Source organism: Methanosaeta sp. UBA458, from assembly GCF_002496085.1.
Classification (GTDB): domain Archaea; phylum Halobacteriota; class Methanosarcinia; order Methanotrichales; family Methanotrichaceae; genus Methanothrix; species Methanothrix soehngenii.
This window is the reverse complement of record NZ_DAIK01000044.1, coordinates 1-23,642: the sequence shown is the minus strand read 5'-3', so window position 1 is coordinate 23,642 and position 23,642 is coordinate 1. Positions and strand designations below refer to the sequence as shown.

24 protein-coding genes and 1 tRNA gene are annotated in these 23,642 nt (G+C 53.5%); 11 read left to right on the top strand and 14 right to left on the bottom strand.

Going from position 1 to position 23,642, the window contains the following annotated elements:
* Positions 1–19: 19 nt before the first annotated feature.
* The 11 genes from BP822_RS02920 to BP822_RS02870 all read right to left on the bottom strand — a co-directional run bounded on the left by BP822_RS02920 (position 20) and on the right by BP822_RS02870 (position 10,482).
* On the bottom strand, positions 20–2,695 hold the full coding sequence (locus tag BP822_RS02920; protein WP_286877704.1) for a DNA-directed DNA polymerase: 2,676 nt from the start codon (positions 2,693–2,695) through the stop codon (positions 20–22).
* 158 nt (positions 2,696–2,853) lie between these two features.
* Entirely contained in the window at positions 2,854–3,405 is a 552-nt protein-coding gene (locus BP822_RS02915; protein ID WP_273270843.1) for a TATA-box-binding protein, read from the bottom strand.
* Positions 3,406–3,547: 142 nt separating this feature from the next.
* A tRNA-Thr gene (locus BP822_RS02910) sits at positions 3,548–3,636 on the bottom strand.
* A gap of 53 nt (positions 3,637–3,689) precedes the next feature.
* Complete coding sequence (locus BP822_RS02905; RefSeq protein ID WP_286877703.1) at positions 3,690–4,751, bottom strand: TIGR00300 family protein; 1,062 nt, start codon at positions 4,749–4,751, stop codon at positions 3,690–3,692.
* A gap of 11 nt (positions 4,752–4,762) precedes the next feature.
* Entirely contained in the window at positions 4,763–5,884 is a 1,122-nt protein-coding gene (locus BP822_RS02900; RefSeq protein ID WP_013719613.1) for an RNA ligase, read from the bottom strand.
* A complete protein-coding gene (locus BP822_RS02895; RefSeq protein ID WP_013719614.1) occupies positions 5,881–6,660 on the bottom strand; it encodes a CBS domain-containing protein in 780 nt (259 codons plus the stop codon). Before BP822_RS02895 ends, BP822_RS02900 begins: the two co-directional genes overlap by 4 nt.
* The gene (locus tag BP822_RS02890; RefSeq protein WP_013719615.1) at positions 6,660–7,520 is read right to left on the bottom strand and encodes a CBS domain-containing protein; all 861 of its coding nucleotides are present in this window, start codon (positions 7,518–7,520) and stop codon (positions 6,660–6,662) included. The genes BP822_RS02895 and BP822_RS02890 overlap by 1 nt, the downstream gene beginning before the upstream one ends.
* The gene (locus BP822_RS02885; RefSeq protein WP_013719616.1) at positions 7,517–8,434 is read right to left on the bottom strand and encodes a CBS domain-containing protein; all 918 of its coding nucleotides are present in this window, start codon (positions 8,432–8,434) and stop codon (positions 7,517–7,519) included. Before BP822_RS02885 ends, BP822_RS02890 begins: the two co-directional genes overlap by 4 nt.
* Before the next feature lie 62 nt (positions 8,435–8,496).
* Positions 8,497–9,276 (bottom strand): HPP family protein, encoded by a 780-nt coding sequence (locus BP822_RS02880; protein ID WP_013719617.1) that lies wholly within the window; start codon positions 9,274–9,276, stop codon positions 8,497–8,499.
* Between the two features lie 64 nt (positions 9,277–9,340).
* A complete protein-coding gene (locus BP822_RS02875) occupies positions 9,341–9,895 on the bottom strand; it encodes a cyclic nucleotide-binding/CBS domain-containing protein (protein ID WP_013719618.1) in 555 nt (184 codons plus the stop codon).
* A gap of 104 nt (positions 9,896–9,999) precedes the next feature.
* Positions 10,000–10,482 carry a MogA/MoaB family molybdenum cofactor biosynthesis protein gene (locus BP822_RS02870; protein WP_286877702.1) on the bottom strand — a complete coding sequence of 161 codons (483 nt, stop codon included), beginning with the start codon at positions 10,480–10,482 and terminating at the stop codon, positions 10,000–10,002.
* Between the two features lie 83 nt (positions 10,483–10,565).
* Here BP822_RS02870 and BP822_RS02865 point away from each other — a divergent pair, with 83 nt between their 5' ends.
* The 6 genes from BP822_RS02865 (at position 10,566) to BP822_RS02840 (ending at position 14,817) form a co-directional block, all read left to right on the top strand.
* Entirely contained in the window at positions 10,566–11,603 is a 1,038-nt protein-coding gene (locus tag BP822_RS02865) for a DUF1786 domain-containing protein (RefSeq protein WP_013719620.1), read from the top strand.
* A gap of 111 nt (positions 11,604–11,714) precedes the next feature.
* The gene (locus tag BP822_RS02860) at positions 11,715–12,287 is read left to right on the top strand and encodes a Kae1-associated kinase Bud32 (RefSeq protein WP_286877699.1); all 573 of its coding nucleotides are present in this window, start codon (positions 11,715–11,717) and stop codon (positions 12,285–12,287) included.
* Positions 12,288–12,355: 68 nt separating this feature from the next.
* A complete protein-coding gene (albA, locus tag BP822_RS02855) occupies positions 12,356–12,625 on the top strand; it encodes a DNA-binding protein Alba (RefSeq protein ID WP_013719622.1) in 270 nt (89 codons plus the stop codon).
* A gap of 9 nt (positions 12,626–12,634) precedes the next feature.
* The gene (gene purN, locus BP822_RS02850; protein WP_276619413.1) at positions 12,635–13,249 is read left to right on the top strand and encodes a phosphoribosylglycinamide formyltransferase; all 615 of its coding nucleotides are present in this window, start codon (positions 12,635–12,637) and stop codon (positions 13,247–13,249) included.
* Between the two features lies 1 nt (position 13,250).
* Entirely contained in the window at positions 13,251–13,736 is a 486-nt protein-coding gene (locus tag BP822_RS02845; protein WP_048132224.1) for an HIT family protein, read from the top strand.
* Positions 13,737–13,896: 160 nt separating this feature from the next.
* A complete protein-coding gene (locus BP822_RS02840; protein ID WP_013719625.1) occupies positions 13,897–14,817 on the top strand; it encodes a hypothetical protein in 921 nt (306 codons plus the stop codon).
* Positions 14,818–14,833: 16 nt separating this feature from the next.
* On the opposite strand, the gene BP822_RS02835 is transcribed toward BP822_RS02840, so the two are convergent.
* The 3 genes from BP822_RS02835 to BP822_RS02825 are packed head-to-tail and all read right to left on the bottom strand — an operon-like array spanning position 14,834 to position 18,120.
* Positions 14,834–15,904, bottom strand: coding sequence for a hypothetical protein (locus BP822_RS02835; RefSeq protein WP_013719626.1), 1,071 nt, complete (start codon positions 15,902–15,904; stop codon positions 14,834–14,836).
* A gap of 12 nt (positions 15,905–15,916) precedes the next feature.
* The gene (locus BP822_RS02830; protein ID WP_013719627.1) at positions 15,917–17,677 is read right to left on the bottom strand and encodes a ribosome biogenesis/translation initiation ATPase RLI; all 1,761 of its coding nucleotides are present in this window, start codon (positions 17,675–17,677) and stop codon (positions 15,917–15,919) included.
* An 8-nt stretch (positions 17,678–17,685) separates the two neighbouring features.
* Positions 17,686–18,120 (bottom strand): hypothetical protein, encoded by a 435-nt coding sequence (locus BP822_RS02825; RefSeq protein WP_013719628.1) that lies wholly within the window; start codon positions 18,118–18,120, stop codon positions 17,686–17,688.
* Positions 18,121–18,207: 87 nt separating this feature from the next.
* Between BP822_RS02825 and BP822_RS02820 the strand changes: the two genes are divergently transcribed.
* The 5 genes from BP822_RS02820 to BP822_RS02800 all read left to right on the top strand — a co-directional run bounded on the left by BP822_RS02820 (position 18,208) and on the right by BP822_RS02800 (position 22,838).
* Complete coding sequence (locus BP822_RS02820) at positions 18,208–18,660, top strand: NOB1 family endonuclease (protein ID WP_083804698.1); 453 nt, start codon at positions 18,208–18,210, stop codon at positions 18,658–18,660.
* The gene (locus BP822_RS02815) at positions 18,657–19,274 is read left to right on the top strand and encodes an orotate phosphoribosyltransferase-like protein (RefSeq protein ID WP_013719630.1); all 618 of its coding nucleotides are present in this window, start codon (positions 18,657–18,659) and stop codon (positions 19,272–19,274) included. The genes BP822_RS02820 and BP822_RS02815 overlap by 4 nt, the downstream gene beginning before the upstream one ends.
* Positions 19,275–19,374: 100 nt before the next feature.
* Positions 19,375–22,104: an alanine--tRNA ligase gene (gene alaS, locus BP822_RS02810; RefSeq protein WP_286877697.1), complete on the top strand. Its 2,730-nt coding sequence runs from the start codon at positions 19,375–19,377 to the stop codon at positions 22,102–22,104.
* Between the two features lie 125 nt (positions 22,105–22,229).
* Complete coding sequence (locus BP822_RS02805; RefSeq protein ID WP_276619423.1) at positions 22,230–22,478, top strand: DUF433 domain-containing protein; 249 nt, start codon at positions 22,230–22,232, stop codon at positions 22,476–22,478.
* Positions 22,479–22,838 carry a DUF5615 family PIN-like protein gene (locus BP822_RS02800; protein ID WP_276619425.1) on the top strand — a complete coding sequence of 120 codons (360 nt, stop codon included), beginning with the start codon at positions 22,479–22,481 and terminating at the stop codon, positions 22,836–22,838.
* Positions 22,839–23,642: the final 804 nt, after the last annotated feature.

The following is a 23,642-nucleotide window of genomic DNA, read 5'->3' as shown; positions in this document are numbered from 1 at the left end:
GGCTGAAGGCCAAACCTCCCTAAAAGTCGAAGAGAGACTTCTGCTTCTGTGGCTTGTTGCATTCGCCGGCAAAGCTGAACAGGCTGCTCTGCGCCCGGCTAGAGCAGAGCCGGTCCTTGTTCACCCCGAAGCTCTCGAATATGCGCATCACCGGCGGCAGGATCTGCTTGTTCACATAGTACTCCGTATCCAGAGAGATATTGTTCTCCAGCACAAATTCCGGGTCCTCCGCCCGGTCCACGAAAAGGGTCTTGTTCTTTTTGCCGCCCTTGCCCCGGATGATCACAAAGGGCACCCTGTCTCCGACAGTGGGCACCTTTCCCCCTCTCTCTCTCATCTTCTCCACCAGCTGGATGTGAGGCTGCTTGTTCTTGTACGAACCCGTGCTCTTGGTGTACCTCCTGGTGAGGGTCAGCTCCTCCAGTATTCCCGGATCCTGGGATAGGTCCAGGTTCTGCAGCCGGACCACCACCGATCTGACATGCTCTACCGCCTCGTCCACCTTCCCCTCCTTGAGCACCAGCTCCAGGCATGTCTTCAGAGTCCCGGAGGTCAGGCCGCACCAGTCCCGCCTCACGGTCTCCATGCCCCGGACTTTGATCCTATCTTTCCATTCCTCCCCCATCTGCTCGAAGATCCAGAGGGCATACCGCTTCTTGGCCAGGAATATGCCCCTTCGGGCGAAGGCCTCGAAGACAAGTTCCATTGGCTGGGGAAGGCTGGATGTGACCGTCTCGGCGATCTTCTTTCCGATCAGGCCCGCATCCTCCAGTGAGACCGGCTCATTATGGGGACTGAGACGGACGAAGACGCTGTCAGTATCCCCATAGACCACATTGAGGTCGAATCCCTTTCCTGTCGGGGCTCCTAGCCTCAGTTCGTCCTTGAAGACTGCCCGGCCTTCGATCACATAGACCGATCCTATATCGTCTATGATCTTCTTCGTCCGGATAATGTTCTCCCGGCCAAAGGAGGTGACCGCATTGGCCAAAGCCAGGCTGTACAGCCTCGCCCGGGCGTAACCCGAGTAGCCATAGAAGCTGTTCAACAGGATCTTCAGTGCATACTGCTTGGCATCTAAAAATCGCCTCTCCTCTTCGCTGGCCTTCTTCATCAACCTCTTGGTCTCCGTCCTCTGATCGAGCAATTCTTTTAAGACCTGGGGCATTACCCCCGGTGAAACATTCGGGGAGACGAACCTTCCTCCGGAGGGTGAGGTTATGATATCATTTTGGTCGGGAGAGTCAGCCAGCACCACCGTCGAGTAACAGAGGTTATGAGCCATCATGATGGTGGGATATAGCGACTTGTAGTCTAAAATGACCACATCCTCCACCAGCCCCTTCTCAGGCACCAGCACTGCTCCTCCTTTCAGCTCTTCGTTCTCCACATATCGCTCGTCCGAGAGACCAGAATCTGGCTTGGGGGGCACCACCCGGGATATCTCCCGGAAGCGGCGCAAGAGCAGGTTCTCAACCATCCCCGACTGTCCGCCGTTGACTATATCCTGCAATAACGAGCCGCTGGCCCGTGAGAGGGCGATGTACTTGTCCATCAGCCGAAGGTCCAATAGCAGACGAAGGGCGAGGACAGAGTCTCGGCGGGAGTAGCTGATAAACCGCTTCAGACCTTCTCCATTGCTCTCTTCTGCCCAGAGCTCCTCGATCTCCTGGGGATTCACATCGTACTTCTCCATCGAAAGAAGCTCCGCAGCAACATTCCTCAGGGTATACTGCTTCAGGCTGAACGAGGAGCGTATGATGGGCAATAGATCGACCACCACCCGGCCGGTGATGGAGACATCGCTTCGGTTCACTATCTTTTTTATGTACCAGGAGCTGCCATCTCTTCCTACCCTGAAATCGAGCTGCTGCTGCTTTGCCCTCTCCTGAAGATAAGGAAAATCGAAATCATTGGAGTTGTAGCCAGCGATGATATCTGGATTGTAGTCCCTGATTATGGCTGCAAACTGATTTAGAAGCTCATACTCGTTCCTGCAGGCTCTGGTGTCCGGACGGGGGCAGTCGATCTCCTTTCCCACCAGTACCAGGTCTTTGTTGCCCTGATACTCCGGCTCGAAGGCCATGCTGATCAGGATCACCGGGGATTTCTCTGCCTTGGGCATGGAACCATGATCAGGAAGGCACTCGATATCAAAGCTCATGAAACGCAAGGGTGCATTGGCCTCATGCTGCACCGGACGGATGGAGGCAGCATCCACCGGAGGCAAGTCTCTTCCCGATTGCACTGATCCGGCATTCTGGCTCAAGGTCCATTCCGGTATTGGAGCCTCGACCCATCCCATTCCTCCCAGCGATTTGTCGATCAGAAATCTGTTCTTGAAGAGGATATCCGTCTCGTAGACCGCCCGGATGCCGGGAAGGGAGCGCACCCTCTCCCTCAGGTTTCTTACCTCTTTGGGATCGTTAGTGGTGATCTGGAGCATCTTTTTGGGCTTCTTCTGATAGCCTATGGGCTCGAAGCGCTCCAGCACTTCCACCTCCAGACCCATGGCCTTCAGGTCGTCCGCCGCACTTTCCAGACAGCCTTCTATTGCGCTGGCATAAAAATAGGGCCTGAATCCTGCTGCCTTGACTGTGACGCTCTGCCCTTCTGGAGTGGTGCCAAATAGCTGCACCAAGGGCTTTCGCCCTGAATCATATGCGTAGTTAGCGTCCAGGATCTGGAAGATCATTGCTTATAAAAGGAAACTTTTGTTTATATAACTACTCATGGCCAGGGGCAAAAGAGGCGGAAAAAATGCCCATATTTCCCAGTATTTGCAGGAGTCTGGAGACAAAAAAAGGGATCGATCCCTGCTTTCAATAGGTCTCATCCTTCTGGGCAATTCAGTTATAGCAGCCCCATATTCTCCAGCTGTTCCCTCACGATCTTGACTCCCTCTTCGCACTCCTCTGGCGACTTGCCACCAGTGACCACCAATTTTCCGGAACTGAATATGAGCACTACCACCTTTGGGATTTTTATCCGGTAGACCAGGCCGGGAAACTGCTCCGGCTCGTATTCGATATTCTCCAGTCCCAGGCCGAGGGCTATGGCGTTGAGGTTCAGGTCTGTCTTCAAATCTGCAGATGCCACAATATTCTGAACGTGGATCTCCGGCTCCAGATCGATATTCTCGAAGCCTATGGACTTGAGAGTCTGGGCCATATTGGTTATAACCGTGCGAACGTCCTCGACGTTCTTGGCGCCGGTGCATACCACTTTGCCGGAGGTGAATATCAGAAAAGCAGCTCTGGGGGCTTTTACCCGGTATACCAGGCCGGGAAACTTCTCTTTATTGTATTCTGCGCCCTCCAGCTCAGCCTCGATCTTATGGAGATCGAACTCCTCAGCCAGCTTGGTGGATGCCACCACGTTCTCTATGTTTATTGTGGACTCCATACTCAAGTATCTCCAGTTCATACTTACAAACTGGGGGTATATATATGTGAGTATTTAAGATTTATAAAGCGCTTATAAACTGATTATATACTGCTTATAAACCACCGGCAAATCCCAAGATCGGCAGGATTTAAAAATAAAAAGCCGCCGATGGGATTCGAACCCATGAACTGCTGATCTTTCGGACCATCTTACGAATCAGCCGCTTTAACCGGGCTAAGCCACGGCGGCCCTCTGGGACTCTACTAGCAGGGGCATAGGCGAATAAAAGATTTGCGATCCAGTCAGGCAGCTCTTATGATCTCTTTTTTCTGCTTCTGGATCTCTTCAGCCAGCTGGGGCAAGAATATGCCAATATCGGTCACAAGGCCTATGGCCTGGGCCGATCCCCTATCCATCAGCTTTGTCACTGTGGAGGGATTGATGTCAACACAGATGGTCTTGACATATGAGGGCAAGAGATTTCCTACAGCAATGGAATGGAGCATTGTGCCCAGCATTATGGTCATGTCCACCCCCTGCAGAACCCTGCCCATGGCATCCTTGGCCTTGACGGTGTCGGTTATGACCTCGGGAAGGGGTCCATCATCGCGAATGGAGCCCGCCAGGATGAAGTCGATCCCTCTGGTGATCGCCTCATACATTATTCCACCCTTGAGCTTGCCCTCCTCTATGGCCTTCTTGATGGAGCCGCTGGCCATGATCTCGCTTATGGCGTACAGATGGTTTCTGTGTCCTCCTGATATTGCATTTCCCGAGCAGTTCATGCCCAGGCTGGTGCCAAAGAGCTGGCGCTCGATATCATGTACCGCTACCGCATTTCCTGCCAGGAGGACATCCACATATCCCTCTCGGATGAGCTTGGCCAGGGAGGGGGCGGCACCGGTATGAACCAACGCTGGTCCGCAGACCACAGCAATCTTTCCTCCTCCATTCTTGGTCCTGATGATCTCACAGGCCAGCTGGCGGACGAGCTCTCCGCTGGGCCTCTCTGAGGAGACCTCATTGGACATGAATCCGAAGAAGCTCTTCTCCCTCGGGCGCTCGGGCGGTACCACCTTGACCCCTGTGGTTCCAATCACCACANNGATCTCGGTTTTGGCGTCCTCCATCTCCAGGAGGCGCGCTCCCAGGGCATTCAGCTCCCTGAGTATCCTGTCCAGGTGAGCTGAATCCTCTCCGGTCACCGTGATCTGCACATAGCTGGTATCGTTCTTCTTCTCCCCTATGCGGAAGGTTTTGATCTCAAACTCTCCTCCCATGTCCATGATCTTGTCCAGGACTCGTGTTAGCATCTGGGAGTCTATGAGATGGCCTTCCATCTCAATGTCAGCAATCTCTGTCATAAGCTCTGCCTTCACCACATCTCTCCATTCAAGAGGGCTTCAGTCTTATCATTTGTGCTCATGATTATTTTGGTTATTCCTATGGTATAGCCGTCATCATCAGGCAGCGGCTGGTCGAATATTGCCCGGATCCCGCATCTGCGCAGGTGATACTCAAATCCCCGGGCTGTGGCCAGGCTTTTCACCCGGATCTTAATTCTCTGCATAATAGTCTCCCCCTGCTGCTTATTCTTGATGGTCTCTGTCAGGGGCAAGAGAATGCTCTCACCAATGCGCCGGGCCCTCTCCCTTCTCTCCTCCACCGACTCCTGCCATTCCACTGATTGAAAGCCCTCCCGGACCGCGCGGGATAAAAAGAAGTCCAAAGCATAATCGTTATAGTGGCTAAAAGCTATTGCCAGGTCATTGCAGTTCGATTCGGAGCTGGTATATTTCAGAGGGGCTACCCTGTTTTCCGGGTCCTTCAAGACCACCCCCTCCCTTCCTTGCCGGCCCAGCTTGATCACTATCTCTTTGATCCTTTTGTGCGCCGTCTCCCGGGGAAATTCTCCAAAAAAAGCGGTCCCTTTCAGGCCGAAATCCTCTGCTATCTCGTGGGTCTTATGCACCCCATGGGTCCCTCGCTGGTTCTTTTGGGCAACATCGAAGAGGTATAAATCGATGCTGTCAGTGGGATAGACATCTAAAGATACATAGGGGTTCTCCGGCCCCACCATCTCCGCGCAAAGGACCAGATTGGGCTTCTCTTCGAAAATATCCTCCGGCAGGAGCCTTGTCGCCACCTCTGTGGAGTAAGGGCAGACAAAACCACCTCTGGTCAGGGCCACGATATCCCCGTCTATGGATGTTATGCGGACATTGTGGCCATTCATCTTCTCCTCCACTGCCACAGAATCGATAAAATGACGTTTTATCCCCGCTTCAAGCATCAGAGGACGGCGGATGCTGGGGTAGCCCCAGACAATTTCTCCGTTTTTAAAAATCACCGTCCCGGCCTCAACCCCTGAGATCTCCTTATCAAATCTCAGCAGTTGAGGCTCGGGCCAGCTTGATTCAGATATCTTCGTATCTTGCAGGCTTTGCAGCCGATCTACAGTTATTCCCAGTTTATCTGCAATCCTTTGCAGATTCATCCAGTCCTCACCAGATAATCCAGTATGGACCTCCTGGTGATCATGCCCGCTACCTCTTCTCTGTGGTTGAGCACGGGCAGGCCGCCTATGTTATCCGAGAGAATTATGCTCTTTACCTCCTCCAGAGGGGTATCGGTGTAGACGTACTTGACATCATGGGTCATCACATCAGAGACCAGTATGTTGTAGATGCGAGTATGCTGCTTGCTGGCGGTGTCATTGAGATCCCTGAAGGCTCGCAGGGCTTTGGCCACATCTCCCTCTGTTAATATCCCCACCAGACGTCCTGCTTCGACCACGGGAAGCCTTCCCACGTCTCTATCCAGAATTGTGCGCCGGGCATGAACCAGACGATCGTTGGGGTTCGCGGTGAGGGGATACCTCATGGCCTCGGAGGCCAGGCCGCTCACATTGGCCTTCTCCAGGATCTCCCTCGGCCTGACCCAGCCCAGGATTTTCTCGCCGTCCACTGCCACCAGCACCGATGTCTTCTGCAAGAGGAGCATGGCATCTAACATGTCCATGTCCGCCAGGACCTTGATAACGCTATCCTGAGTGGCTGATGCCACATGCAGAGAGGAGGCCGGCATGCCCAGGGATTTTCGGGCACCAAGAACGCGGGCAATCTGTCTGGTAGTGATTATTCCGCCTATCTTGCCTTTATTTGTCACCAGAAGCCTGCGCAGATCGTTCTTCTCCATTATATCCAGCGCATGGCCCAACCGTTCCGATTTATCGATGGTAACGGGCTCTGTCATAATGTCTTTAACCTGCATCACTTCCACCTGCCAATCTCCGCTATGATCTCATCGGCTGAGAAATAGCCCACCACATCATTGTCCTTTACCACCGGCATGCCGATGATATGCTTTTCTGCAAGAGTCTTGCTGGCCTCGACCGCATTGGTCTCCGGGGTCAGGCTGAGTATGGGCGAGGTCATGACATCCTCGGCCACGAAGGGCATCTGCCTTACATATCGATTCTGTTTTCTGCCCGCAGTGCTCTCCTTCCGGGTCATCTTGATGTTCTTGGTCTCCATATCATCCTTCGGCCCCATGATATCAGAGAACGTAAGGCCTGAGCGGGTCACTATGCCTACAGGAGTCCTGTTATCCTCATAGACCAGGGCCCGGCTGATCCCCTGCACATTCATCTCCTCCAGAACATGGCCTATGGTATGGTGGCGGTGAACATTGAGGATGTTCTTGCTCATCAGCTCCTGCACAGTTGAGGATATATCCTGCTCGGAGAAGTGTCTCACCATATCCCTGGAGGTGATCACGCCCACGATCTCTCCGTCCTTTTCCACCGGCAGGCCGCTTATATCGTTCTCGATCATCAGTTCCGCTGCCTGGGGCATGGTGGCATCAGGGAATATGGTTATCGGCTTCTCGGTCATGACCACCTGGATTGGGACCTTGTCTATGGGCCTCCTCCTCCATTCTGGGGCTGCCTGGCTGATCCGGTTGGTGATATCGTATTTGGTGACTATGCCCACCAGCTTGCCGTTATCCATAACCGGAAGCCTGCCGATGGAGTACTTGAACATCAGGTTCCTTGCTCTCTGAATGGGCTCGTTCCGCTCGATGACATTTACGGGGGTGCTCATGTAGTCTTTGACTTTCTTTATGATCATGGCAGTATTCCTCTGTTCTCAGCTAAGGCCCTCACGAAATCTCTTTCTGTCAGAATGCCTGCTAATGAACCCCTGTCCATTACGGGCATCGATCCAATCTCGTTGTCCATCATCTTTCTGGCCGCATGGCCCAGGTCCATCTTCTTCTCGATGGTGATTAAGCTTCTCTTGATCAGGCTCTTTATGGGCTGGTTCATCACCTCGCCGATGTCGCCCGTAACCACCTTTTCGAATGCATCACCGCTGCCCAGGTATTTCATTATGTCCGATGCGGTCACCATGCCCATGAGAACGCCATCCTGCACCACAGGCATCCTTCGGAAGCCCTTCTGGATGATCATCCTGGTCATCTTTTCGATGGTGGTCTGAGCGGGTGCAGTTACAACATTGGGGCTCATGAAGGATTCAACCACAAGGCCCGTATCCACCCCTCGACAAGAGCGCACGAAGTCCTCCTCGGTGATTATTCCCTTGATGCGGGAATCCTCATCCACTATCGGAAGGCCGCCCACGTTCTTCTCATACATCAGCTTCAAGACATCATGCAATGAGGTGTTTTCGCTGGCATAGATGAGCTTGCTGCTCATTATCTCCCTTATATCTGCATTAATGGCGGTGAAGATATTCCCCTGATACTTCTCCTGCAGAAGGTTGTGCCGAAGCCCTCCGCCAAGGAAGTCCACTACATCCACCGATGTCACAAAGCCAAGCAGCCTTTTTGTGCCTGCATCTGCGATGGGAAGCCTGGAGAAGCCGTAGAAGGTCATGGTCTTTATGGCCCCCATGATGGTGGTAGTAGGCGGGACTGTGACCACGTCCGGCGATGCTGCGCTCAGCACCTCGCTGATGTGTTTGGCATGCCTGGAGTCGAACTGCAGCGGTCCCCTCTCTCCTGAGCCCGGAGCTCTTGGCATTCTATCGTTCCTCTGCGGTATCCTCGTTATCTCCTTTCCACTAGTTGGACCATTGCTCATTTTCACTCCCCCAGGTAACATTTGATCAGATCGCTTCTATCCACTATCCCCATAATCCTTCCCTCGTCTACCACCGATACCCTGCCCACATCGTGCTTGAGCATCAGCTCTATGGCCTCGGCAACGCTGGCCGTCGGCCCAAGGCTGTAGAGAGGAGAGCTCATCAGCTTCTCAGCCGGCAATTGCATTCTTTCCACCGGTCTGGTCTCGCTCTCTTTGCTGATCCTGGCCCAGCCTCTCTTCAGGATATCGAATCTCGTGATAATTCCCATGGGTTTCTCATCCCTCACCATTGGCAGACCGGTAAAATCTCGTTCCACCATCCGGTCCCAGACCTTGGTCACCGGCTCGTCCAGGCGGGCGGTTACCACCTTGGTGCTCATGATCTCGCCAATCGGTTTTTTTGGAACTTTAGAGATATCTAAATGCTTGAATATATCAATTATTGTTACAACACCTCTTAGAGTTTTATCTTCCTGGGATTCGACCACTGGAAGCAGGTTGCTCTTCTCTTTGAGCATGATCCTTGCCGCATCAAGCACATCAGTATCACCCGTCACTGCAGGTACCTGAACTTTAAATCCTGAGACTGTAACATTTGATTTGGTCGAGGTAATCCGAAGCACATCCTGTGAGGTTATAACCCCTAAAACCTGGACTCTGCTATCCACAACCGGCAGTCCCCGCACATGGTTGTCTCTGATCAACTGACGCGCTTTGGTCAGATAGGTGGAGTCCTCCACATAAAGAGGATCTCTAGAGAAAATGTCTTCGACTAGCATTCCGACTCCCCTGCTGTCCCGCGATTGCCATATTGCAATTTGCCATATCGCAGTCATTCTAAGGCTATCGATTTCCGTCCCTGCAGCTCCAGCAGAGCAACTCGCCATTCACGTTTTCCAGATTATCTGATAGCTGGCCGCAGACTTCGCAGATTCCGCTCACAGTTCCTCGGGGCTGCTCGAAATGAATGTTCTCCCGGTGCATCTCCAACAGATCGCTTAAGATATCATTCAATCCGACGGAACAGCCAGAGACCAGGTCGGTATCTGTGATTATGCCCATCAGCTTGCCCTTGAGGATAACAGGCAGCCGTTTTACTCCTGCCCGGAGCATGAGGTTGGCTGCATCTCTTATGCTTGCATCGGGTTCGATTGCAGTTACAGGTGAGCTCATGATCTCCCTCACCTTCAGATTTCTGGGATCAACCCCCTGGGCTATGACCTTCCTGACCAGGTCCCTTTCCGTTAAAATGCCTGTGGTTTTGTCTCGGGATACAATTATCAGACTTCCCACATTGGCCGAGCCCATCCTTTTGGCAGCGCTCAATACATCTAGATCGGCGTCAGCGGTGATCACCGGTCGGGTCATGATATCTCGCACTGGAATCTCTGTCTCCATTGGCCAAGTCTCCGTGATTAGCTCTATGTGCTTATTAGTGTACTAATGATATAAAAGGCTACTCCGGGGCAATAGTTTTTGATTCGATTAATATTATTTTTCCCCTACTCCATCACATGTTTCAGGATATGCTCGATCTCTGCTAATATGAGTTCCATTCCCAAGCGAGCCGCCCCGGGAGAGCCTGGCAAGCAGAATATTGGTTTTTTCATAAAGACTCCGGCTGTTGCCCGGGTTAGCATGGCCCGGGTTCCAACCTCCTTCATGCTCTGCCAACGAAAGATCTCCCCAAACCCCGGGAGCGTCTTTTCAAAGAGCGGCTCTGCAGCCTCTATGGTTAGGTCCAAAGCGGTGAGTCCTGTGCCGCCGCAGATCACCATGGCATCAGCGCTGCTCGTCTTAATTGCACGCTGGATGGGCTCTACGCCGTCCGGGATGAGCAGGTAGTTGCCTGTATACCCTGCCGTCCTTATCTTCTCCAGTATCACCTTCCCGGACAGGTCCTCTGCCCTATCCGGATCCCGAACCGAGCCGAACTTAGTATAGCGAGACGTGCTCGCGACCACCACATCTAAGATCATGTCCATTCCTCTCTGGACGAGGATAAAATTTTTCCCGTAGCCCATCCAATTGGGACCAGACAAAAGCTCTCTAGGGGAAGGAATGATCTATGACGCTCTTAGCGGTTGACGTTGGGGCAGGGACTCAAGACATCCTGCTTTACCAGGAGGGGGTGCCCATCGAGGGCTCGACCAAGATGGTTCTGCCCAGTCAGACCATGATTGTTGGAAACAGGATTAGCCGGGCCAGGATGGCGGGACGGGACATTTTTTTGCATGGCCCCATCATGGGGGGCGGAGCCTCCACCATGGCAGTGAGGTGGCACCTGGCAGCGGGACTGAGGGTTTTTGCCACCCCCTCAGCCGCAGCCACCATTAATAATGACCTGGGCCAGGTTGAGGCCTTGGGAGTTATCATCCAGGAGGATGCACCGGCATCAGCAGAAATCGTAGAGACGGGAGACATCGACATTCCCTCTCTTCAGCGGGCTTTCCAGCTATTCGACATATCTCTGCCTAAGGATATTGCCGTGGCGGTACAGGACCACGGCTACTCTCCCGGCAAGCCAAACCGCCAGGTCCGGTTCGAGCATATGGTCGCAGCCATCCGTTCGGGCGGAAGCCTGGATGATTTCACTTTTAAAGAGTGCCCGCAGGAGATGACCAGGATGGTGGCAGTGCGGGATACCTTGATAAAAGAGGGATTTGAGCCCTTTATAATGGACACCGGTCCTGCAGCTATCTTCGGTGCCGCCCTCGACCCGCGGATTGAGGACCCGGCATTGATCATCAACTTTGGAAACAGCCATACTATAGCTGCCATCCTGTCAGAGGGAAGGATCTGTGCCGTCTTCGAGCATCATACCTCGAGCATGAAAGGGGAAAAGGTGAGGGAGTTTACCCAGAAGCTCTGCCGGGGAACGCTGGAGGAGGGTGAGGTGTTCGACGATGGAGGTCATGGTTCTTATATAGGCAGCCTGCCGGATGGGGTCCGGTCGATTCTGATCACTGGACCCCGAAGGGAGAGCTTCCTCTCCTGCGAGGCTTTAAAAGGGGCGGTGGCGGCAGCTCCGGCGGGAGATATGATGATCACCGGCTGCTTGGGGCTGATCAAGGCCTGGAAGAAAAGGGATGACCTGACCGGATAGAAATCGATCGGCGCAGATGACAATTGGAGCTGACTGGATGCAAATAGAATTGATCGGTGCATACAGATGGAATGGGCAAGAAGACGGAGACTGCATGGAGATAAAATGAGCATGGAGATTGGAAGAGGTGCAGAGGCGGTCATAACCTTGGAGGACGGAGTGGTCAGGAAGTGGCGGCTTCCCAAGAGCTACCGCCTGCCTGCCTTGGACGAGCGAATCCGCCAGGAGAGGACTATCAGGGAGGCGAGGATCACCTCTGATGCCCGGAGGCATGGCGTTCTCACACCCATCATCTGCGATATATCCCGCTTTGAGCTGAAGATGGAGCATATCCGGGGAGATAAGCTCAAGGATGTGATAAATCCGGATCTCTCCCGCAAGGTGGGGGAGATGGTGGGAAGGCTGCACCAAGGGGGAATCATTCACGGGGACCTGACCACCTCCAATATGATTCTAGTTGAGGGGGATATCTGCTTGATCGACTTTGGCCTCTCCTTTATTGAGAGGTCCACTGAGGCCCAGGGGGTGGATGTGCACGTCTATTTCCAGACTCTGGAGAGCACCCACGATCGACCTGAAGAGCTGATAGAGGCCTTCAAGGCCGGCTACTTGGAGGTTTATCCCCTCGGAGAAGCAGTTCTAAAGAGGGTGAAGGAGATAAAAGCGCGAGGCAGATATCTGTAATCTCTAATCAGCAGGTTTATCTATGATATCATAGAATAGTGCAATTTAATTTTTAAGGTGATGAGCCAATGGCGGAAGATGAGGTCGTATTCGTCGGCAATAAGCCTGTGATGAACTATGTGCTGGCAGTGGTAACCCAGTTCAACAGCGGCGCCAAGGATGTCCGAATCATGGCTAGAGGGCGGGCGATCTCCAGGGCGGTGGATGTGGCAGAGGTCTCAAGGTCTAGATTTCTGCCTGATGTTAGGGTGATGGGAATTTATATCTCCACCGAGACCCTCGACACCGACCGGGGGGCAACCAATGTATCCGCGATTGAGATCACCCTTGGGAAGTGAGCCATCGATTTGACCGCCACCATTGGCATCATATCCTCCGGAAGAGGAGAGAACCTTCGCTACATTCTGCTGGCGGAGCGGGATGGTTATCTTCCTGCCCAGGTCAAAATAGTCCTAGCCGATCAGCCGGACGCTGGAGCCCTCCGGATCGCTCAAGAGTTTGGTGTTCGTCATATGTATCTGGATCCAGCGGGAAGGAGTCGAGAGGAGTATGACCAACAGCTCGTGTCGCATCTGGAGGGGGCAGGGGTGGACCTGGTGGTTCTCACCGGCTATATGAGGATCCTGTCACCTCGATTCGTTCGCCATTATAAAAATAGAATTTTAAATATACATCCTGCTCTCTTGCCCTCGTTCCGGGGATTGGATGCCTTCAGCCAGGCCCTGGAGCATGGAGTGATGTGGACTGGCACCACCATTCATCTCGTCGATGAGGATGTCGATCACGGACCGATCATCTATCAGATGCCGGTGCCGGTGAAGAGGAACGATACCCATGAGAGTCTAAAGGCCAGGATCCAGAGGGCAGAGTACAGGGCCTATCCCAGGGCGATAAAGATGTTCATCGAGGGGAATCCTAAAGTGGTGGGAAGGAAGATCGTCTTTGAGAATGGGGCGAAATGATATGGAAGATTTATGGGCACCCTGGAGGATCGACTACATCCTCGGCAAGAAGCCGGAGGGCTGCATATTCTGCAGTAAACCTGGGGAGAACAGGGACGAAGAGAACCTCATATTGCACCGCGGCAAAAATCACTTCATCATCCTGAATGCCTATCCATACAACAATGGTCATATGATGGTGGTTCCGTTTAAGCATACCTCGACTCTCGCCGGATGGACGGATGATGAGCGTCGGGAGATGATGGAGCTTGCTGATCTGGCAGTGGAGCTCTTGAGAAGGACCATGCGTCCTGATGGATTCAACCTGGGAATTAACATGGGAATTGTGGGCGGTGCAGGGATCGCCGACCACATTCACATGCATATCGTCCCACGCTGGAATGGAGACACCAACTTCATGCCCGTCTTATCTGATACCAGGGTGATATCTGAGCATCTGCGGGTGACATATGCCAAGCTGAAGAAAGAGCTTGATGAGATGGTTTAGGCGAATCGTCTACGTCGAAAGCTATATATCTCGTTAAATTACTATATAGAATACGGTGAAAGTCGATAGGCGTTTTCCTCCTACCTCATTACCCTTCTCGACTTTCCCTCCCTCCTATTTTTCCGTGAAGTTTTTAACCAGTTGAATACTACAGCAATCCATGTTCTTCCTTGGAGAGTATGATGAGGATGAGGCCGCTAATATTCGCACTTTCCTCAGCGATGCGGGAATTAGAGTTGAATTAAAGCCCTACCTGGTTATGGATTCAGATGAGCAATTCTGCCTTCGCGGCAGGTACAGCCGGCTCAAGGAGATGGCAGAGGATATCAGCGATTATGAGCACGATCTGTCGTTGATAAAGAGCGCGCTTTCCCAGAGCAGCACCCCTGAGGAGTTCGATGAGCTCTTCTTAAAAGAGCTAGACCCGACGATGATGAAGATAAGGGATGAGATTTTAGCCCAATGCGAGGGCGATGAGATCGAGTCTCCGGAAGAGCTTTCGGAAGAATCCTCAGAGGAGAATTCGGAGGATACTTCAGAAGAGAGCGAACCTTTGGATTTCAACGTAGATGCATGGCTGAACTATTTGCTGCGCTCAGGAAAGGCCCAGAGCTTCGCTCATTCCGTTCTATCCCTAAATGGCATAATTGTGGGAGAGCCCATTGGCGACAAATTGGACGATCCGCTGCTGGAGATTCCTGCCGATCCGGGTGACTTCGATACAGAGCCCGATGAGCTCGTGCTAAATGCGGATTACTACTTATCCAGATCCATCGGCCTTTATGTGGACGAGTTCACCGCTCCGCTGGTAAGCGATATGGATGAAGAGTTCATCGACATGTATCCTGATGAATATCAGCAGATATCTGCCCTGGGATTGTTGATAGAGAAGCTAGCGACGCCACCGTCTGACAAGAAGATGAGCTTGGATGAGTTCATCGAGAGCTGCATGCTGCGCAAGGATGAGCATGATGTAAACCTGATGGTTGACGGAAGGGATGTCTTTATGGAATTGATCCGGATCCTGGAAAGGGGAGACGTGCTGAAGTCCAAAGGAGATAAGATCAAGTGGAAGAAATGATCCCCGGCTGATATCTTCATACGGAATTCTCCGGGCCTCTGCTGGCATTGGTCTCCTGAATGATCATGTAGTTGAGCACTAAAAGTATGCAGATATTGCCGGCCAGGCCCAGCAGGGCAATAAATTGTGTCAGATAGAAGAGGATGACCTGCACTATGAATATCTGCACAAGGATAGCGTTCTTGAATATCCTGTAGGCCTCCAGGCGGGAGCTTTTCATCTTAATAATGGCATAGATGACCAGGATGGAGGATAGGGTGGCTGCAGCCAGTCCGGCCAGATCGAAGAACGATAGGCTGGGAAATATGGCTTCAAAACCTTTCTCCGAGTTAAGCCTGAGGTAAATGAGCATGAAGTCAAGGCCCAGGGTGAAGATGGACTGGAGGATGAAGAAGGCCATAACCACTCTTATAAACCAGCTCTTTTTGATCAGCTTCCGGTAGTACCTGCGCATACGATACTTCGTGGCGGTGTAGATGTCGATCTTGGGCATGGGCACGCTATCGGTGCTATGGAGAAGATCCTGCAGGGCTCGAGTCATTGGATTATTCTGGGAGCTCTCCTTTAGCAGAGCCAGGGCTTTTCTCCTCTCCAGATGATCCAGATCCTCCAAGACCGCTTCCTTTGCCAGCTCCAGTACATTTACCAGCCTCTCCTGCTCGGTGAGCTTTGGCTTATGGATGAAGGTCTGAATTGCCAGGTACAAAAGGGCGAATATTATGTAGATCAGGGCCACTGTGGGCTGAAAAAAGTAATCATTATCCCCGGTGATGAACTTGCCCAGCTCATCGATGAATGCGCCAAATCCCAGGCCTCCAATCACCGCCACCAGATAGTTGGCTGATTTGTTGATGTAGCCCAGATTGATGACCAGAGCAATCATCATCAGCACGCCGCCCAAGAGGACATGGGCGATATGCAAATGCCCCGGGCTAAGGCTCGGATATCCTGTTAGGGCGAGAAAGAAGCGTATTCCCAGGACGGAGCATACCGCTGTTACCAGGAATATCTCCAGCAGTGTTCCCGCTTCCAGGTTGCGCACGAAATGGCGGTTGAATGGATTATTCCTGCGGATGAATTCTCTCATTCTCCATTCACTTCATGCTTCTTCAATCTGATAATAATATTCTCCCTGCTCTTTTTGCATTCTGTCCAGCCTGGATTCCGGCTTGTTGACTCTGGGCCTGCGGGTCTCTTCATCGCGCCGGAAGGTTATGCCGATCCCTTTGAGGAAGGCGTTCATCCCCTCGCGCATCTCCAGCGGGGTATGGGCCACACCGAGGATTCCAGGAACGCCATCGAAGACCATCAGGCGCTCGCTGAGCAGATCGATCAGATAGATGTCATGATCCACCACCAGTACAGTCTTCTCAGTGGACTCGGCGAACCTTCTCATGACCTTGGCGGCCAGCATCCTCTGCTCCACGTCCAGATGGGCGGAAGGCTCGTCCAGTAGATAGAGGTCCGCCTCCCGGCTGAGGCAGGCAGTTATGGCCACTCTCTGCAGCTCCCCGCCTGAGAGCTCAGAGAGGATCTTATCTAAGAGGGGCTCGATGCCCATGGGCCTGAGGATCTCTGCCTGATAGTAACTGCTGTCAAATCCGTGCGTCAATCCCCTCAGCATGCCCTCTACGGTCAATTCAGTGTCTGCTTTGAGGTACTGGGGCTTATAGGATATCTTCAGCTGGCTTTCAAAGCTGCCAGTTGTTGGCTTTTCCACTCCTGCCAGGATCTTGATGTAAGTGCTCTTCCCAATTCCATTGGGCCCCAAGATCCCCACCACCTCGCCCCGGCGGATGATCCCCGCCTCGGCCTCCAGCCGGAAGGAAGAATACTTCATGGCAAAAGCGTCATAGGCAATGAGGGATGGGATCTCCTTCTCTATTCGGGGGGCATGTACCTCGAAGTTGATGGCGGTGTCGCGAAAGCGAACATTCTCCTCGGGCAGGTTGCCGCGAAGGTACTGGTTGATGCCCACCCGCACCCCTTTGGGCCTGGTTATCACGCCATAAGCACCGGGAACGCCATAGATGAGATGAACGTTTTCCGCCAGGAGGTCGAGCAGGGCCAGGTCGTGCTCAACCACCATCACCGCCTTATCTTTAGCCAGGCTCTGCAGTATGCGGGCGGAGTTGATGCGCTGGTGGATATCAAGGTACGGGCTGATCTCATCGAAGAAGTAGAAATCAGCGTCTTTTGCCGCCGCAGCTGCGATGGCCACCCTCTGCAGCTCGCCGCCGCTGAGGCTGGAGATGTCTCTGTCCATGAGCTTTGATATGCCCAAAGTCCCCGTCAGTTCGGCCAGGGCGCCCCTCTCATCAGTCTTTTCCAAGAGGCCCGAAACCATGCCTGAATAGCTCTTTGGGATGCGATCAACATACTGAGGCTTATAAGAGGTCTTGATCCCCTTATCCACCACCTTCTTCAGATAGTCTCCCAGGATGGAGCCGGAGAAGCGCTGTAGCGCCTCCTCCCAGGATGCGTCTTTGCCCAGGTTCGGCCGGAGAATACCGGAGAGAATGGATATCGCCGTGCTCTTTCCTATGCCGTTGGGGCCCAAAAGACCCGTGACCCTTCCCTCGATCGGCACAGGCAAGCCATAAAGGGCAAAGCCGTTCTGGCCGTATCTATGAACTGGATCCTCCATCTCCTCGGGCAGATTGGTGATGGTGATGGCTCCAAAGGGGCATTTGCGTACGCATATTCCACAGCCAACACAGAGGTTCTCAGTAATGAGGGGCTTGCCATCTGCAAACACGATGGTCTCGTCGCCCGTGCGGACCGGCGGGCAGAAGTATTCGCATTCTTTAGAGCATTTTCTCGGCTGGCATCGGTCGCGATTGATGATAGCTATCCTCATGTTCTACCTCAATTGAGCAGTATTGTCCATGTGACCAGCCAGAGGTCAACTACAATGAACTCCACGTATAGCCAGTCTTTGGTCTTGAAGCTGGCTGCATCTATCTTCAGCAGGGGATAGGCGACCCTCTGGAATAGAGAGGTGACCAGGATTACTGATAGCAATATGAAATGCCAGGGGAATTCGCCTATCTCCCATGGATTCTCGCCCGTGGTGCTGGCAATATAGTAGCAGGCAAAGCCTGCCAGGACTCCCAGAGCGGCGGCGAACACTGTCTTCACTATCCCATCCCGGCGGTCTTTCTTCCTGTCGGCAGCTGTCTTAGGCCTGGGCGGTTCTTTTTTCGTTTTCGTCTCCGTTTCCTTTGGCGCCGTCATCTTATTCTGTTCCGCTGCCAGCCCTCGCTCATCCTTTCTGCCAGACTTTTTCTCTTTCTTGGCCATCGGATTTCCAGACCTCATTATATGATAATAGCGTTTTGGTCCGGGAAAAGTCCAAGTACTATAAACAAGAAGAGCAATTGCATGTGTATGACCGTAGCGGACGCTTCGGTGTTCATCTGGGGCAAGAGGCCAGAAGGGGAGCTGATCACCGTCCCGGCGGTGGAGGCGGAGCTAAAGGATATAAGAGCAAGGTCCCGGCTCCATATATATGAGACCCGGGTGGAGAGCCCCACCACTATTGCCCTGAAAGCGGCCAGAGATGCGGCTGAACAGACGGGGGACATTCGTTCTCTCTCTGCGGCCGATCTGGAGGTCCTGGCCAAGGCACTGGAGTATAATGCTACTCTCGCTACCGACGACTATGCTCTGCAAAACGTCGCTCTTCACCTCGGCCTGAAGATCGAGCCCATCGGCCAGCCCCGGATAAAGAAAGAGCGTAAATATGTCCAGAGGTGCCAGGGCTGCGGCCAGAGATTCGAGGGGGAAGCATGTCCTGATTGCGGAACTCCCGCCCGAAAGAAGAAAAGGTGTATGAGATGAAAAATATTGAAAATTTGATGAAGAAGGCAACGGAACTTAAGGCAGAAGGACTGGTAGAGGGTCAGATCTCTGAGGAGCTGAATGTATCCGGAGAGACGGTGACCTGGCTTTTAACCCATGCCGAGAAGACGAGCACCTCCCCCGGCCCCAAGGATATATCGGTGGACTGGTCGGCCATAGGCCGAAGCGCCTTCAGGCTCAACCACATATCCGAGGCCATGACCGACATCATCTATGAGACCCTGGATGCCAATGAGAGCAGCGTGGATGTGGTGGTGGGAATCGCTTTGAGCGGCCTGCCAATTGCCAGCATGGTGGCAAACGACCTGGCAGCGGAGCTGGCCGTTTACACCCCCAGCAAACAGATGATCGCCCAGGAGAACAAGAGGGCCAAGGGCAACCTGAGCTCCAACTTCTCCGATGTCCAGGACAAGGACTGCATCATCGTCGATGACGTGGTGACATCCGGTCAGACCCTGGAGGAAGCAGTGGAATATCTGGATGAGCACGGGGCAAGGATCAATGCCATCGCCGTCCTGATCGACAAGAAAGGCACTGAAGAGATCGCCGGAGTGCCAGTGGTCTCCCTGCTGAAGGTCATGAGGGTGAACTAGAGGCGAGATTCGAGAGATTATTCTGATGGTCAGCAATGTCTGGCCATTTGGAAAACCTTTTAGCAATCCTCGTCCTTCTCCCGGCAAAAGCTGATGTGCCATGTTCACCGAGGACGAATATCGATTGGACTTCTTCATTGAGGAAGGATTCCATCATAAGAAGTGCGAGAAATGCGGCAAATTCTTCTGGACCAGGGACGGGAGCAGGAAGACCTGCGGTGATCCGCCCTGTGATCCCTATACCTTCATTGGCTCTCCCATATTCAAGCGCCAGCATAGCCTGGATGAAATGCGCGAGCATTATCTGGGCTTCTTCGAGGCCCGGGGGCATACCCGGATCAAGAGGTATCCGGTGGCGGCCAGGTGGCGAGATGACATCTATCTGACCATTGCTTCCATCGCCGATTTTCAGCCTTTTGTTACCTCAGGGCAGGTACCGCCGCCAGCCAACCCCCTGACCATCAGCCAGCCCTGCATCCGTTTAGACGACCTGGATTCAGTGGGGCGGAGCGGGCGGCATCTCACTACCTTTGAGATGATGGCCCACCACGTATTCAACACCCCGGATAGGGAGATCTACTGGAAGGACCGGACTGTGCGGCTTTGTGACGAGCTGCTCGTTGGCCTGGGGATGGATCCTCTGGCGGTGACCTACAAGGAGAATCCCTGGGCCGGTGGGGGCAATGCCGGGCCGAGCGTGGAGGTTATGGTGGGCGGCCTGGAGCTGGCCACTCTGGTGTTCATGGATCTGGTGGCCGCGCCTGCGGGCGCTGTAGAGATCAAGGGCGAGCGCTATGAAAAGATGAAAAACTATATCGTTGACACCGGCTACGGCCTGGAGAGGTTTGTCTGGGCCTCTAATGGTGCTCCCACCATCTATGACGCCATATTCCCTGACCTGGTAAGGCAGGTGGCAGACCTGGCTGGCGTAGAGCACAACCTGGATGACCCGGAGTATGCGGAGATCTTCGCCCAGAACGCCCGCCTGGCTGGAATGGTGGACCTGGACGAGTACAGTATGTCTGACCTGCGGGCGAAGATCGCAGGCAGCATAGGCATTGATCCCGGGCGGCTGGAGAAGGCCATTCTTCCCATGGAGCGGGTCTATGCGGTGGTCGACCACACCCGTTGCCTGGCCTATATGCTGGGAGACGGTATCATCCCCTCCAATGTTAAGGGCGGCTACCTCTCCCGGCTGGTAATTCGCCGCACTCTGCGGCTGATGAAAGAGCTGGGCCTGCGGCTGCCCCTGGCCGACCTGGTCCAGCTTCAGATCTCACGCCTGGATTATCCAGACTGGGAGGAGTCTTTCGCTACCATCAGGGAGATCCTGGACCAGGAGGAGCAGAAGTATGCCGAGACCCTGGAGAAGGGCATGCGTCTGGTCCGGAAGACGGCGGAAAGCTATCTGAAGAAGAAGGAGCCTGTGCCCCTCTCGGAGATGATCGCCCTCTATGATACGCACGGCATCCCTCCGGAGATCGCCCGCGAGGCAGCGGTACAGATGGGGGCTCAGGTGGACCTGCCGGACAACTTCTATTCACTGGTCGCGAAAAAGCACATCCGAGCGGAGCCGGAGGAGGAGAAAAACCCCCCCATACCGGGCAAGACGGAGCTGCTATTCTATGAGAATCCCTTCGAGGAGGAGTTCGAGGCAGAAGTTCTGGATGTGGTGGAGGGGTCGGCCATCCTGGACCGGACGCTTCTCTACCCGGAGGGTGGAGGCCAGCCTGCTGATCATGGCACCCTGGAGAAGGATGGGCAGCTGTTCCAGGTAACAGACGTCCAGAAGTCAGGGGATGTGGTCTTGCATAAGCTGGCCGAGCCCTGCTGCCTGGCCAAAGGGGATCGCGTTAAGGGAAAGGTGGACATGCTTCGCCGTCTGGCCCATGCCCGGCATCATACCGCCACGCACCTGGTACACGACTCGGCCAAAAGGGTATTGGGCAAGCACATATGGCAGGCGGGGGCCCAGAAGAGCGAGGACCGGGCCCGGCTGGATATATCTCACTTCAAGAGGATCACCGATGCTGAGCTGAAGGCGATAGAGCTGGAGGCCAACCGCAGGGTGATGGAGCTGGTCCCGGTGGACACCCAGTTTCTCCCCCGCACCGAGGCGGAGAAGCTCTTCGGCTTCGAGCTCTACCAGGGCGGTGTGCCGCCGGGGAAGCTCATCCGGGTGGTGCGGGTGGGAAGCGACATTGAGGCCTGCGCAGGGACTCATGTCACCAATACCGGCATGATAGGAATGATCAAGATCCTGAGGGCGGAGAGAGTCCAAGACGGGGTGGAGAGGGTAGAGTTTGCTGCCGGAGAGGCGGCTGTGCGAGCGTCTCAGGCCAGGGACGACCTGCTGGCCGGTGCGGCAGGCATCCTGCGGGTGCCAAATGAGCAGCTCCCCCGGACTGCGGAGAGGTTCTTCGAGGAGTGGAAGGAGCAGCAAAAGGAGATCGAGCGGCTGAAAGAGGATTTGGCTGCTGCCAGGCTGAAGACCCTGGTCTCCGAGGCGGAGACCATAGACGGCCTGCGGGTCATTGTGCAGAAGATGGGCAATGCGGATATCGATGAGCTGCTCAAGGCCGCGGCTCTACTGGCAGAAGAGGACTGCGTGGCCCTGCTGGGTTCGAAGACCGGAAAGCTGGTAGCAGCCGTGGGCCAGTCTGGCCTCTCAAAGGGCGTCAAGGCGGGGAGCATAATCAAGGCAGCAGCCAAAGCACTGGGCGGCGGGGGCGGCGGCAGGCCCCAGCTGGCCCAGGGCGGCGGGCCGGATACAGAGAGGCTGGAGGAAGCCCTGGCCGCGGGGAAGGAGGCGATCCGGGCTGGGGCCTGATTTTCTCCGTTTATTAATATTTTCCCTCTCTGAATGCTCGCTGATGATCAGATTTTATGGCGAGCGATCAGCATATTTTTGGCGGTCCTTACATTTATATCAAAAGAGCATCAAATAGCATCATTGTGAACAACGAAGAGCTGTTGGAAAGGATAACTATAAACCCCAAGATAATGGTGGGCAAACCTGTCATCAGAGGTACAAGACTTACAGTGGAGTACATCCTTGGACTCCTGGCTCATGGCATCAGTATGGAGGCGATTCTGGAAGAATATCCCGGCCTGGCAAAGGACGACATATATGCCTGTCTCCTCTTTGCCTCTAAGAGCCTGCAGGATGCCTCTTTTGTTCCCCTCGGCGCTGAGGCCGTTTAGATGCGATTCCTGGTGGATGAGTGTGTGGGACCTTCTGTCGTGCGCTGGCTGCGCGAAAATAATCATGATGCATCTTCTGCTTTCGAGGATTGCCGGGGGTGGGAAGACGAACGCATCCTTGAAAAAGCCTGCACAGAAGGGCGCATAGTAGTAACCATGGATAAGGATTTTGGAGATATGATCTTTCGAATGAAATTGCCTCATCGCGGGATTATATTGCTTCGCAGCGCTTATTGTGGTCCATCCGATAAGATATCGATGATGAAAAAGGTCCTTTCCCTGGATGAATCGGATCTATCCGGTCGCTTCGTAGTGGTAACTGAGACCGCGATAAGGATCTCAGGAGCTATCACTGATTAAACGATTATGGGATTAAAGCGCTGGAGAAGAGGTTTAAAAATATTAGTATTAAAATTGCAAAAGCATGGATAATTGTGAGTTGATGGGATAAAGGCGTCCGGACAGGTTAGAACTTTCTGCTTAAAGTAGCGGCTCTGCTCGTCGGTGGCAGGCCGGGGGCTGGCCCAGGGCGGCGGGCCGGATACAGAGAGGCTGGAGGAAGCCCTGGCGGCGGGGAGGGAGGCGATCCGGGCAGGGGCCTGAATCTTCTCCGTTTCTTAAATCGGCTCTTTGTTGAATTATATGGGTGAGATCCGGCAGAGATTATGGCCTTTGTTCCTTTGCGTCTCTCTGGTTGGGTCAGAGCATCGCGGTTCACCACAGAGGCGAAAAGATACAGAGAATTTGCGATTCAAAGTTCACCCGTGCTACATAGCGAGGAGCCTGGTTCATACTCGTCGTAGATCGGTTTGATTGGATTACAGATAACGGATTTTAGCCACAAAGAGCACAAAGGCCTCGCAAAGGTTAATCCAGTTCTTGATAGCCCAATAATCCTTTGGTGCGGTCTTTGAGTCCTTTGTGTGCTGGATAGATTTCGTTTCCATTCAAAAAATCCATCGACCTCTCCCAAAAACAGCGTATTCTCGATCTGGCAAGATTGCTTGAACCGAACCATCTAAGCCATCAAATCTCCAAACAGAACATTCTCCAAGGGATTTACCGCCAGACTCTCTCAGGATGAGCAAGTTCGTTCGCCTCGCTTTTTAAATATCGTTCCATCCCGGTTTGATCCACTGTCTAGGCAGAGCACCTGATTGATAA

What these genes read in the sequence shown, in the direction of transcription:
- albA (WP_013719622.1), top strand. Translation starts at nt 12,356, where the DNA reads ATGGCGGAAGATGAGGTCGTATTCGTCGGCAATAAGCCTGTGATGAAC.
- BP822_RS02865 (WP_013719620.1), top strand. Translation starts at nt 10,566, where the DNA reads ATGACGCTCTTAGCGGTTGACGTTGGGGCAGGGACTCAAGACATCCTG.
- BP822_RS02880 (WP_013719617.1), bottom strand. Translation starts at nt 9,276, where the DNA reads ATGCTAGTCGAAGACATTTTCTCTAGAGATCCTCTTTATGTGGAGGAC.
- BP822_RS02825 (WP_013719628.1), bottom strand. Translation starts at nt 18,120, where the DNA reads ATGGCCAAGAAAGAGAAAAAGTCTGGCAGAAAGGATGAGCGAGGGCTG.
- BP822_RS02845 (WP_048132224.1), top strand. Translation starts at nt 13,251, where the DNA reads ATGGAAGATTTATGGGCACCCTGGAGGATCGACTACATCCTCGGCAAG.
- BP822_RS02895 (WP_013719614.1), bottom strand. Translation starts at nt 6,660, where the DNA reads ATGCAGGTTAAAGACATTATGACAGAGCCCGTTACCATCGATAAATCG.
- BP822_RS02875 (WP_013719618.1), bottom strand. Translation starts at nt 9,895, where the DNA reads ATGGAGACAGAGATTCCAGTGCGAGATATCATGACCCGACCGGTGATC.
- BP822_RS02915 (WP_273270843.1), bottom strand. Translation starts at nt 3,405, where the DNA reads ATGGAGTCCACAATAAACATAGAGAACGTGGTGGCATCCACCAAGCTG.
- BP822_RS02920 (WP_286877704.1), bottom strand. Translation starts at nt 2,695, where the DNA reads ATGATCTTCCAGATCCTGGACGCTAACTACGCATATGATTCAGGGCGA.
- BP822_RS02885 (WP_013719616.1), bottom strand. Translation starts at nt 8,434, where the DNA reads ATGCCAAGAGCTCCGGGCTCAGGAGAGAGGGGACCGCTGCAGTTCGAC.
- BP822_RS02815 (WP_013719630.1), top strand. Translation starts at nt 18,657, where the DNA reads ATGAAAAATATTGAAAATTTGATGAAGAAGGCAACGGAACTTAAGGCA.
- BP822_RS02890 (WP_013719615.1), bottom strand. Translation starts at nt 7,520, where the DNA reads ATGATCATAAAGAAAGTCAAAGACTACATGAGCACCCCCGTAAATGTC.
- BP822_RS02835 (WP_013719626.1), bottom strand. Translation starts at nt 15,904, where the DNA reads ATGAGAGAATTCATCCGCAGGAATAATCCATTCAACCGCCATTTCGTG.
- BP822_RS02820 (WP_083804698.1), top strand. Translation starts at nt 18,208, where the DNA reads ATGACCGTAGCGGACGCTTCGGTGTTCATCTGGGGCAAGAGGCCAGAA.
- BP822_RS02860 (WP_286877699.1), top strand. Translation starts at nt 11,715, where the DNA reads ATGGAGATTGGAAGAGGTGCAGAGGCGGTCATAACCTTGGAGGACGGA.
- BP822_RS02800 (WP_276619425.1), top strand. Translation starts at nt 22,479, where the DNA reads ATGCGATTCCTGGTGGATGAGTGTGTGGGACCTTCTGTCGTGCGCTGG.
- BP822_RS02900 (WP_013719613.1), bottom strand. Translation starts at nt 5,884, where the DNA reads ATGAATCTGCAAAGGATTGCAGATAAACTGGGAATAACTGTAGATCGG.
- BP822_RS02870 (WP_286877702.1), bottom strand. Translation starts at nt 10,482, where the DNA reads ATGGACATGATCTTAGATGTGGTGGTCGCGAGCACGTCTCGCTATACT.
- alaS (WP_286877697.1), top strand. Translation starts at nt 19,375, where the DNA reads ATGTTCACCGAGGACGAATATCGATTGGACTTCTTCATTGAGGAAGGA.
- BP822_RS02840 (WP_013719625.1), top strand. Translation starts at nt 13,897, where the DNA reads ATGTTCTTCCTTGGAGAGTATGATGAGGATGAGGCCGCTAATATTCGC.
- BP822_RS02830 (WP_013719627.1), bottom strand. Translation starts at nt 17,677, where the DNA reads ATGAGGATAGCTATCATCAATCGCGACCGATGCCAGCCGAGAAAATGC.